This is a genomic window from Vagococcus elongatus (genome assembly GCF_003987645.1).
Classification (GTDB): domain Bacteria; phylum Bacillota; class Bacilli; order Lactobacillales; family Vagococcaceae; genus Vagococcus_A; species Vagococcus_A elongatus.
In genome coordinates this window covers 293,252-302,611 of record NZ_NGKA01000002.1, presented here as the reverse complement: position 1 = coordinate 302,611, position 9,360 = coordinate 293,252, and the positions used below count along the sequence as shown (strand labels likewise).

The 9,360-nt window shown below is 38.0% G+C and carries 10 protein-coding genes; 6 read left to right on the top strand and 4 right to left on the bottom strand.

Annotation, left to right across the window (positions count from 1 at the left end; translation table 11 throughout):
• Positions 1 to 285 precede the first annotated feature (285 nt).
• From CBF29_RS13700 to CBF29_RS02810, 3 genes are all read left to right on the top strand, one after another.
• Positions 286 to 429, top strand: coding sequence for a hypothetical protein (locus tag CBF29_RS13700; protein ID WP_170169970.1), 144 nt, complete (start codon positions 286 to 288; stop codon positions 427 to 429).
• Positions 430 to 1,205: 776 nt separating this feature from the next.
• Positions 1,206 to 1,358, top strand: a complete 153-nt coding sequence (locus tag CBF29_RS14225; RefSeq protein ID WP_170169969.1) for an IS3 family transposase — start codon at positions 1,206 to 1,208, stop codon at positions 1,356 to 1,358.
• A gap of 255 nt (positions 1,359 to 1,613) precedes the next feature.
• Complete coding sequence (locus CBF29_RS02810) at positions 1,614 to 2,195, top strand: GNAT family N-acetyltransferase (RefSeq protein ID WP_126807065.1); 582 nt, start codon at positions 1,614 to 1,616, stop codon at positions 2,193 to 2,195.
• 58 nt (positions 2,196 to 2,253) lie between these two features.
• Here CBF29_RS02810 and CBF29_RS02805 read toward each other — a convergent pair whose 3' ends face one another.
• Together CBF29_RS02805 and CBF29_RS02800 are read right to left on the bottom strand one after the other, a co-directional pair.
• A complete protein-coding gene (locus tag CBF29_RS02805; protein WP_126807063.1) occupies positions 2,254 to 2,679 on the bottom strand; it encodes an Hsp20/alpha crystallin family protein in 426 nt (141 codons plus the stop codon).
• A 384-nt stretch (positions 2,680 to 3,063) separates the two neighbouring features.
• Positions 3,064 to 3,543, bottom strand: a complete 480-nt coding sequence (locus CBF29_RS02800; protein WP_126807061.1) for a nucleoside 2-deoxyribosyltransferase — start codon at positions 3,541 to 3,543, stop codon at positions 3,064 to 3,066.
• A 153-nt stretch (positions 3,544 to 3,696) separates the two neighbouring features.
• Here CBF29_RS02800 and CBF29_RS02795 point away from each other — a divergent pair, with 153 nt between their 5' ends.
• Both CBF29_RS02795 and CBF29_RS02790 read left to right on the top strand, forming a co-directional pair.
• Positions 3,697 to 4,812: a 3D domain-containing protein gene (locus tag CBF29_RS02795; protein ID WP_126807059.1), complete on the top strand. Its 1,116-nt coding sequence runs from the start codon at positions 3,697 to 3,699 to the stop codon at positions 4,810 to 4,812.
• A 75-nt stretch (positions 4,813 to 4,887) separates the two neighbouring features.
• Positions 4,888 to 5,448: a GNAT family N-acetyltransferase gene (locus CBF29_RS02790; RefSeq protein WP_126807057.1), complete on the top strand. Its 561-nt coding sequence runs from the start codon at positions 4,888 to 4,890 to the stop codon at positions 5,446 to 5,448.
• Positions 5,449 to 5,513: 65 nt separating this feature from the next.
• Here CBF29_RS02790 and CBF29_RS02785 read toward each other — a convergent pair whose 3' ends face one another.
• Both CBF29_RS02785 and CBF29_RS02780 read right to left on the bottom strand, forming a co-directional pair.
• On the bottom strand, positions 5,514 to 5,945 hold the full coding sequence (locus CBF29_RS02785; protein ID WP_126807100.1) for a NusG domain II-containing protein: 432 nt from the start codon (positions 5,943 to 5,945) through the stop codon (positions 5,514 to 5,516).
• A 362-nt stretch (positions 5,946 to 6,307) separates the two neighbouring features.
• Entirely contained in the window at positions 6,308 to 6,988 is a 681-nt protein-coding gene (locus tag CBF29_RS02780) for a DUF2238 domain-containing protein (protein WP_126807055.1), read from the bottom strand.
• 165 nt (positions 6,989 to 7,153) lie between these two features.
• Here CBF29_RS02780 and CBF29_RS02775 point away from each other — a divergent pair, with 165 nt between their 5' ends.
• Entirely contained in the window at positions 7,154 to 9,310 is a 2,157-nt protein-coding gene (locus CBF29_RS02775; protein ID WP_170169968.1) for a HelD family protein, read from the top strand.
• Positions 9,311 to 9,360: the final 50 nt, after the last annotated feature.

Sequence of the window (9,360 nt, the reverse complement as noted above, 5' to 3'; positions counted from 1 at the left end):
TTTGTCAAAATTGACGGCAGATTTTTTGCGCCTTTTTTTAGCTTACAATTTCAATTCGCTAAGATTCAGCTTGAAAAACATTAAAGCCATACTTTTTAAAAATCATATAATTATTCAGTAGGCATTAAATATCAAGTAGCGCAAGCTTATCTTCCTCGAGAAGGTGAAATATGTTCTCTTGCAAAAAAATGGAATCAAATCAGAGACAAGCGTCAAAAAAAAGTACATAAATTTAAACAATTGAGCTTTGAAGAATTAGAGAGGAAAAATAAGCAAGTATAACCTATGAATTTTAAGATGAATGTCTTAAACTGCCATTGTCAGAGTGGTTTGGACATTGTAGAAGTTACAATCAAGCTTAATATTCCAAGTACGGAGATTGTAAGTAGGTGGAAGAAAGAATTTGATGCCTTCGTATTGATGGCCTAAAACCCAAAAAGAAAAGTAGGGCATCAATGTGCAAAAAGATAACATCAAAGAGAAAATAAGCCGAATTTTTAACGAGAGAGAAAGAATTCGAACAGAATTAGCTTTCAGAAAAAGTTACGGACTTTGGGATTGGATATTCTAGAAAGACTCAAGGACGAGAAACTCGAATTATTCATTCACTGTGAAAAGAATTCAAATTAACCATTTTTTTGGCAACTGTTCACTTTCCTAAAGCGATTTATATGTATTGGTAAAAATATTTTGACAGAGAGAATCTAGATAAATTTATTGAGGATAAAATTCACTAAATTTTGAATTTCATGATGGAAGTATGAGATATCGCCGGTTTTATGCATCTATTCCCCATTAAAAACTGATGATTGGTACAATGGAATTCAAATACTGTGAGAAACAAGTCAACGATGCCGTTTTAATTAAGACACGCTGTTTAAATTCTTTTAGGGTTCTATTCAATGGTGAAATTATTTCCTATCGTAATTTCAGAAAAGCTAAAGTGCAAAAGCTACTTAAGAAGCACAATGGGAAGCTATTGAACAAACGTAAGATTGTCTCTAACGACTCACTTTCTATTCTAATCAAGGATGGACATATCAGATGAAATCTTATACCAAGATATTAAAAGAATATCGAATGTTTCAAAGTATGCAACAAAAAAGAAATTGTTTAGATAATTCACCCGTTGGAAATTTCTTTAGGATTTTGAAACAGGAAATGTATTATGGAGAGATATTTTTTAGCTTATACTCACTAAAAAAATGATTGAAGAATATATTGACTATTACAATGTCAGACGAATCAAAATAAAAATTAAATCTAGTCCAGTGACATACAGAGAAAACTATCCCTTCAGCCTGTCTAATTATCTTATTAGTAATCCAATTTTCCTGAAGTTCTATTCTAACAAATGAAGAGAGAACGATTTTGAGTGTAGCACAAATGACTTTTTTTAGTTGTCTAGCTTAATTTTACAATTGGCAATTTTAAAATATTGATGTGTCAGGAGCTAATAATTATGAAATTAGCTCAATTATAAATTTTTCCATATTTAGTTTAAGAACATATAGCAATAAGCAGACTGTGAGGAAAGAAAAGCTGTGCGGCACTTGTAGAGCTTGAAGACAGGTGATAAACTGAAAGACACTACATTAGAGGAGGCGGGTTAGATGAGCAAAGAAAAAGAATTAGTTTTAGAATTGATTTTAGCAGAATATCAGCAAATGGAGACCAATCGCTTATTGTTACGACCTATTAGGTTGGAAGACGCAGAAGACATGTATCGCTACGCATCCGATGAAGAAGTCACAAAATATGTATTTGATACCCATCAATCCCTCCAAGGAACAAAGGAAGTGATCGCTACTTATTTTCTTCCGAATACTTTGGGGAAATACGCGATTGTTTGGAAAGAAACCGGTCGAATGATTGGGACGATTGATATCAATGCCTTAGATAAAAACAATAAAAAAGCCGAAATAGGTTATACGTTGGCACAAGATTTCTGGGGCAAAGGTATCATGCCGGAAGCTGCTGCTAAAATTTTATGGCTTATTTTCAATCATTTAAAGCTTAATGTGGCTTACGCTATTCACGATTTGGATAATCCTAAGTCTGGTCGTGTCATGGAAAAAATCGGTATGAAAAAGGTAGGGATTTTCCCTCAACACACAATAGTTAAAGGAAAGCCCAGCGATATGGTCTTTTATGCCCTTACAAAGGAAGACTATTTTAAACATAAAGAAAAGTGATTTTTGCATGGATAATAAAAAACCAGCGCAGTGTTTACACATTGCGCTGGTTTTAATATTAGTCGATTAAAATATTGGAGCCGCTGCTGGTTTTTTCTTCTTTCGGAAGCTTTATGATCAGTTCGCCATTTTCGTATTTTGCTGTTACCTTAGTTTGTTTAACATTAGGCAGATGGAAACTTCTATTAAAGGAGCCATAATGTCTTTCGCTTCGAATCACACTGCCCTTTTCGTCTTTTTCTTCAGTAGAAACTTCCCGTTTAGCATCAACAGATAAGATGTCATCCTTAAAATCAATCTTGATGTCTTTTTTGTTCAAACCGGGCATGTCGATGTTCACTGTGTATGCTTCATCAGTTTCAGATATGTCCGTTTTCATCACCGAGTCGCCTGCGAAGGATTTAAAAAAATTTTTCCCAAAGTTGCCAAAAAAATCGTCTGGAATGAAGTCATCAAAGTCACGTTTCATCAAATTGTGTACCATAATAGATCATCTCTCCTTGAATTTTTTTCCTTCAACTTAATTGTAGTCCCTAAAAGCATTCATTTCAAATAATAACCCTTAACTGCTGGGCATCCTACGTGTTTAATCCTTGGGTGCTTCAGGAGAACGGTCACTAAAGAATAAAAAAATCTCTCCCGGTTGAGACCGGAAGAGAAAAGGAGATTTTATTTACTTTGGAGGAGTAAATAATGAAAAGTTTTGTTAGGGTTGTTTATTGGTATGTCTATAATATAGTCTTTAAATGTGAAAAAACTATGAAGAAGCAAACATATAATAGTGAAATTTTCTTTAACGAATAGTTAAGAAATGCTCCTTGTCTTAGAAAAACTGTCTAATTTTTATGGCAGTTAAAGTTCCGCCATGTTACAAATATGTGTCAATTTTATCTAACCAGTCTTCTTCTGTTGCTAAAACAAAACCATTCAGCTTTACCAGACCGATAGTATAGAGATTAGCATAGGGAAACTGGGATTCTGCCACGTCTTTCAAGGCGTTAAGTTTTTCTTGATTGTCGGCTCCCTGTTGTCGGCTGTCAGAGAACAGTCCAACGATGGGGATGCCGGCTTGATATGCGATACCGATTTCAGAAGCGACACCCACATCTATAACCGGGCCATCCAAAACAGCTGCCATCAGCTTTGAAGATAACAAAGCATTGGTATCATAGAGGGCGATTTGTTTTGAGTCGGCGTATAAACTTTTATTGTTGATATCTCCTTGTTCCTGCGGTACATAAAAGGTTTCGGCTGGAAATCTTTTTCTTAATTTTGCCACCAGATAGTTATTGTACTGTTTTTCCATATTTGAAAATAACGGTGCGGCGTAATAAATTTGTGTTGACATTTTATCCTGCTCCTTTAAAATTGATGCTATGTGCTTTTAAGATTACACCATTTCGTAATATAATGTAAAGAATTTGTCATACACTTGGGGAATTTAACGAGTATAATAATATAAGTGAAAGTATCGGTAAAACGAGAAAGGTGTTGTAAACAGTTGGGAGTCAAGAAGATAGTAGTATTATTATCAGCCTTTGTGCTATTCCTGGGAGTTATTCCGGTTTCAGCTTCGGCAGAATCTGTGTCAGAATTGAAATCGAAAGAATCCGCAGCGAAAGAAAGTGCAGAACAAATCGATGCTGAAATTAATACAGTAGTTGCTGAAATCAATGGTAAGTATGAAGAACTTGCTAAATTGGAAGACAAGCTAAATACGTCCATGACGACGATACAAGCAACAGAAAAAGAAATTGAAGAAATTAAAATAAGCATAGACAAGCGTAAAGATTTGGCTGCTGAAAGATTACAGGAATTGCAATTGGACAGTTCGGCAACAGGTTCTCTTCAAGCAGTTTTGGAAGCGGAAAGTGTGTCTGATTTCATTACGCGGATGTTTGCGATGAGAGTCTTGCAAAATGCTGGAAATTCTAAGGTTAAGAGTCTTTACGAAGATCAAGAGCGGTTGGAAGCTTTGGAAGAAACCTTAGTAAGTACGCAACAAGAGCTGGAAGAACAGCAAGTGGCGGTATCCTTGGAGAAGGAACGTCTAGATGTTCAGGTGGCTGGACTGAAAGAAAAGTTTAATGCTAACGCTGCATCATTACAGCAATTAATCGCTGAGCGTACTCAAAAAGAAGAGACACAGCGAGCACAGGAAGCACAAAAGAAGGTTGAAATGCAGCAAGTGGCTGTCAATAAAAACCCTCAAAATGCTGAAGGGTCTTCGTCATCCTCAACAACAGGAGCGACAGGTTCCAATCAAGCACCTAGTGGGGGCGTGACAGAAGTTCCGCCGGCTCCTGAACAAAATGTACCCCAAGAAAATACTGGAGCAGCTAGTCAAGGACAGGCAACAGCTTATACTGCGACAGGCAACAAAACTGCGACAGGAACAGTTCCTGCGCCTTTCAGAACGATTGCAGTCGATCCAAGTGTGATTCCATTAGGGTCTTTAGTCAGGATCGATGTTCCAAGTATGCCTCAATATAGCGGAGTATACCGAGCAGAAGACACTGGCGGTGCGGTTCGAGGAAATATCATAGATATTTTCATGGGCAGTGATCAAGAAGCTAATAATTTTGGCAGACGGACAATTTATTTTTCAATTTTATAAACACTTAAAAGAACTAGTTTGCTAGTTCTTTTTTTTGATGTTAAACTGGTTAGTTGTAAGGAGTGTTTAAAAAAAATGATCAGACGTGCGGAAAAAAAAGATATAGAAACAGTGTTACCGTTGATTTTGGTGATTTTAAAAGACATGGAATTGGATTTTTTGCTCAAGTACGGTGAAGAAACAACGCTGGAAGTCTTACGGCAAGGTTATGTTTCTGAAGGATTTCGTTATTATTATAAACGGGCAATCGTGGCAGTTGAAAATGAAGAAGTCGTAGGTGTTGCTTTTGGCTATTTGGATACGGAAGAAAGTATCATCGATGCACCTTTAAAAAATATTTTCGCTAAATTGGGTATCGATTTAGATGAGAAGATGTTCGTCGATAAAGAAGCAGGCGAAAATCAATGGTATCTTGATAGCATTGCAGTGAGAGACGACCAGCGCGGAAAAGGTGTTGGAGGGAAACTGCTGGCAGCTTTGCCGAAGTTTATTGAAGAAACAAACAAAATTGGTTTAAATGTAGATAAGGCGAATCCAAAGGCGAAAAAATTATATCAGAGATTTGGATTTGTGGACGCAGGGGAAATGATAATCAGCGGTCATAAATACGACCATATGCTGAGAGAGTTGCATTAAAGTCAAAAACAGCAGCACGCTTTAAAGCGTGCCGCTGTTTTTTATATTAGCTGAGGAAAAGGAGTCTAATAAGAAATGATCATATCATCTTCATCTGTCGAGATGCCTTTTACCTCAATCATCAAGCGATGGGGCAGACAGATACTGACCTGTCCTGGTTTTTCGATCCAGCTTGTTTTAACAGCAATCTGGTCGGGACTGTTGTCCTCTTTCACTCGGATTTTTGTTCCTTCAAGCTCGATGATATTATATTTGTCATCGTCAGGATAATATGTTTTCTCCTTGTGAGCTGTTTTTTCGGACAGAATGAACTGATCAACTTCTTTGCCGTCGATTGTGACGATGGCTAAAGTTTCATTACTTTTGAATGCTTGGGACCCGTTGGACACAGCAAAAACAACATAGGGAGTAAAGGAAAGCACAATAAGTACAGCAATCAGTATGCCGTCCATATATTTAAATTGTTTTTTAAGTTCATTGATAAACTTCCAGAACATGATAGACACTCCAGTAATAGATTTTTTTCCGATAGTTTTAGATGCCGCCATGGGTCCTTCTTGATTCCGTTTGACGGGATTTCTCGAAAAAGTCCTTTGTCTGTGACTATGCTAGTGAGAAATCAAAGGAAGCAGTCTGTTTTTGCAAAACAGATGTTGCTCTCTAAAATTATCAAAAAAGATTGTTCTTTAATAAAATATCAAGTGTCATTATACTATCAATTTGCTTAGATTAACAGTTGAAAGCATTGGTTGAACTGTTGAGTTTTTCAAACGTGTGGTTAAGCCCAAGAGGCCTGCAGACTATTTTGTGAAAATGTTTCTTTCGTTGAGTCAAATCGAAAAAAAAGAGGACTGCTAGTTTAAGCGGTCCTCTTATGACGTTTAATTTTTCTGAATGAGACGATTTCGATCCAGCGGGGTTCTTTTTTTAATTTGATATACGCGTAAAGGGCAAATAGAAAGGCGCCTAAGGCATTAGTGAATAGGTCCCCCATGGTGTCCATCAGTGCCTGTCGGCCATTAAAGTCAACGCCGGTGCTGGTGGCAAAACGCTGCATGTTCATCCCAAGCAGTCTATCAAAAGTGAACTCGTAAAATTCCCAAAAGACGCCGATAGATAAGGCGAAGAAAAAGCCGAACAGCACGATAAAGAGAGGAGACATCTTGATCAGTGCTTCTTTTTCGAAAAAGAGACTAATCAGTGCCAACCCTAAAGCAACCAGCAGTGCCGCACTCCAAGCGTGGAGAAATTTATCCCAAAGCTTGATTTTATTATAGTAGTGAAAACCTGTCCCGATAAAAACAGCAAAATAAATGAATGCCCAATATAGAATTTTTAACGCATTGGGTATGGTGTAGCCGACAAATTTGGCTAAAACTTCAGGCACAAACAATAAACCTACACCTAAAAACATTTCGAAAGCTAAAAAAAGCCGGGCGGATTGTTTATTACCCGTTAATTGAAAGCTTTGAAATAGAAAGAGCAATGTGATCCCCAAACCTATGACGACAAGTGATGTTAATAAATAATTTTTTTTCATGTGAAAACCCCTTTTTAATCTTGTTTCATCCCCTATCTTATCATGAAAGGAACCTTTTTTGTTATTTAAACCTCTCATTTAGAATAAATAAAAAACCGGAACAGTTGACTTTTTCAAAAACTATGCGTAAAATTATTTGTCATGAATAATACTAGGGGGAGTTTCATGGGAAATAAAAAAGAGTGGCAAGCAGAGCAGGCATATTTAACTTTTGTCTATGACAAACTGCTGGCAACCCAGAAGCAAGTGGTTGCCGAAGCTGAGGATACAAATGAAAGCTCCAAACAATTCGTTCAAGAGTTATCAAGTGATTTACGTATGAGTTCAGACTCCGTTTCAGATAGTTTTGAGTCATTGATCGAAGTGGAACAAAAAAATCAGGAACTGGCGCAAATCAACTACAAAAGAGAGTGGCTGGAAAAACAAAAACATAATTTAGCCCAATTGTTGACCACCCCTTATTTTGCAAAAATCGATGTTTTATATCCCGACGAAGCGGAAATAGAGAAGTTTTATATTGGAGTGGCAGGTTTTAGTGATGAGGAACATCATCAATACATTTATGATTGGCGCTCTCCTATTGCAAATCTCTACTATGAAAATAATTTGGGACAGACAAGTTATGAGGCGCCCATGGGAAATATTCCCGTAGATTTAAAGAATCGGCGTCAATTGAAGGTGGAAGAAAATCGGCTGATTGATTTTTTTGATACGTCTACGGCGATAGAAGATCCGATGCTGCTTCAAGTATTAAATGAGGAGTCTAATGCCAAGCTGCAAGATATTACCAGCACCATCCAGCGGGAGCAAAATGAAATCATTCGCGATACTCAAAGTGAAGTTCTTTTGATTGAGGGGATTGCAGGCAGCGGCAAGACCTCAACTATACTGCAAAGAATTGCTTATTTACTGTACAGGTTCAGGGAGAATTTACTGCCGGAACAAGTGTTGCTGCTATCGCCGAACCCGATGTTTAGCAAGTATATCGAGGAAGTCCTTCCCAGCCTTGGAGAAAAAAATCCTAGGCAAATGACCTATCGGGACTTGATAAAAAATCAGGGTAGAATGTTGCCGGTAGATTCCTTGGAAGATCAGCTGAAAAGAAAAGGTTACACCAGCAGTGTGGCGCAGATGAAAAAAATCGAAAAGCATGTGAAAAACCTTAAAGTTGATGAGCTGATTTTGCGAGACATTACCCATGATGGGAAAGTTCTTATTTCTAAGCAGTGGATATTCGATGAATTGTCCATGCTGCCCCAAGAAACTGAAATGTACCGTCAGCTGGAATTTATCCGTGAAAAAATGACGGACCGTCTGCAGTCGTATATTACCGCTGAAAGCCGCAAAGATTATTGGCGGGACGAAGTGCAAAGCTTATCTAATGAGGAGTACCAGCAGCTTTTCCCCAAAGGTATGAAGGGGAAAGAAGAAGTCAATATTGAAAAAATTGCTTTACGGATATTAACGAGACGGCATCAAAAGAGTCGCAGCCGCATCAATCGTTATGTTTGGCTGGATATGGAAGGACATTATGAGCAAGCAACCGGACAAAAGTTGCAGCCGCCTTTGACATTGGATCAGGGGACAGAATTTGCGTATTTAAATTATTTGATGCTGCGTAAACGAGATGAACGCCGAGTCAAATATATGATTATTGACGAGGTTCAAGATTACAGTGAAACACAATTGTACTTTTTGGCTCAAATTTTCCATCAAGCACACTTTACGTTGGTAGGAGATGGGTTCCAATCTGTATTTGATCAGGGGACGACGTTTAAGAAAGTTAAGGAGATTTTTGAAACAGTAGATTTTGACGTGACTTTCCGCGAGCTGAAAAAATCCTATCGTTCCAGCGGCCCTATCAGTCAGTTTATGAAAAATCTGGCCGGCGGAGAAAAAAGCGGTATCGAAGTGGTCAACCGTCCCGGAAAAGATGTAGAGGCAGAAAAATTTGTTGATGAAGAAAGCTATTTGCGTCATTTGGATCGACTGATAGCAGAACGCCCAACCGCTTACCGTCAGGCGATTTTGACGAAGGACAGTGAAACAGCCGTCAGTTTATTTAAAAAGTTGAATCGAGCCAGTGACAGTCGCCTCGTAGCAGATGGGGGCAGCATGAGCTTTTCTATGAAGACGTTAATCATGCCGGTGTATTTGGCCAAAGGATTAGAGTTTGACAGAGTGGTGGTGCATGATGTGTCAGAGGAAGAGTATCAGACACCGCTAGACTTAAATATTTTGTACACCGCCAGTTCCCGGGCCATGCATGAACTGTACTTGCCCTATATCGGGAAGCCCTCTCTGTTTTTAAGTAGTTTATAATCACAGCTGTCCGTTTGGGAAATACCAAACGGATAGCTTTTCATTTGGCG

Excerpts from the sequence above, each read along its gene's own strand:
- CBF29_RS13700 (WP_170169970.1), top strand. The coding sequence starts at position 286 with ATGAATTTTAAGATGAATGTCTTAAACTGCCATTGTCAGAGTGGTTTG.
- CBF29_RS14225 (WP_170169969.1), top strand. The coding sequence starts at position 1,206 with ATGATTGAAGAATATATTGACTATTACAATGTCAGACGAATCAAAATA.
- CBF29_RS02810 (WP_126807065.1), top strand. The coding sequence starts at position 1,614 with ATGAGCAAAGAAAAAGAATTAGTTTTAGAATTGATTTTAGCAGAATAT.
- CBF29_RS02805 (WP_126807063.1), bottom strand. The coding sequence starts at position 2,679 with ATGGTACACAATTTGATGAAACGTGACTTTGATGACTTCATTCCAGAC.
- CBF29_RS02800 (WP_126807061.1), bottom strand. The coding sequence starts at position 3,543 with ATGTCAACACAAATTTATTACGCCGCACCGTTATTTTCAAATATGGAA.
- CBF29_RS02790 (WP_126807057.1), top strand. The coding sequence starts at position 4,888 with ATGATCAGACGTGCGGAAAAAAAAGATATAGAAACAGTGTTACCGTTG.
- CBF29_RS02785 (WP_126807100.1), bottom strand. The coding sequence starts at position 5,945 with ATGTTCTGGAAGTTTATCAATGAACTTAAAAAACAATTTAAATATATG.
- CBF29_RS02780 (WP_126807055.1), bottom strand. The coding sequence starts at position 6,988 with ATGAAAAAAAATTATTTATTAACATCACTTGTCGTCATAGGTTTGGGG.
- CBF29_RS02775 (WP_170169968.1), top strand. The coding sequence starts at position 7,154 with ATGGGAAATAAAAAAGAGTGGCAAGCAGAGCAGGCATATTTAACTTTT.